This is a genomic window from Nocardioides sp. B129/18, assembly GCF_055282735.1.
Genome location: NZ_JBUZJI010000065.1, coordinates 1 through 468, shown reverse-complemented (window position 1 = coordinate 468; position 468 = coordinate 1). Strand labels below are relative to the sequence as shown.

1 pseudogene is annotated in these 468 nt (G+C 72.6%); it reads left to right on the top strand.

Going from position 1 to position 468, the window contains the following annotated elements:
• Positions 1 to 149: 149 nt before the first annotated feature.
• Positions 150 to 468, top strand: a pseudogene (locus ACZDWJ_RS19725) (HNH endonuclease signature motif containing protein); the annotation flags it as partial.

Below are 468 nucleotides of genomic sequence, written 5' to 3'. Positions count from 1 at the left end.
CCCTCGCCGAGCTGGCCCACCAGGCCCTCGCGCTGGGCTCCAGCGACTCCCTCGATGCGCGGCGTGCGTGGGCCGCTGGGCAGCTGGGGCGTGAGCACCTGGGTCTGTGCGGGGATCTCGACAAGCTCGATCACCAGGGAGCCGCTTCGGTGGTCGAGCCTGTCGAGACCCCCGCACCCGGACGCAGGCGGGACGTCGTCCTCTACGTCCACCTATCCACCGACGCTCTCGGGGAGATCGGCCCCATCGCCACGCTCGAGGCCACCCGCTCCCCGCTGCTGCTGGACGCGGTCAAGGGCTGGTGCGCGGACGCCTCGAAGGTGACGATCCGCCCGGTGCTGGATCTCGCCGCGGAACGCCACTGCGAGTCCTACGAGGCCGCACCCCTGCTCCGCGAACAGGTCATCGTCCGCGACCGCACCTGCGTCTTCCCCCACTGCCGCCGCCCCGCGAGGCGTGCGGACCTGG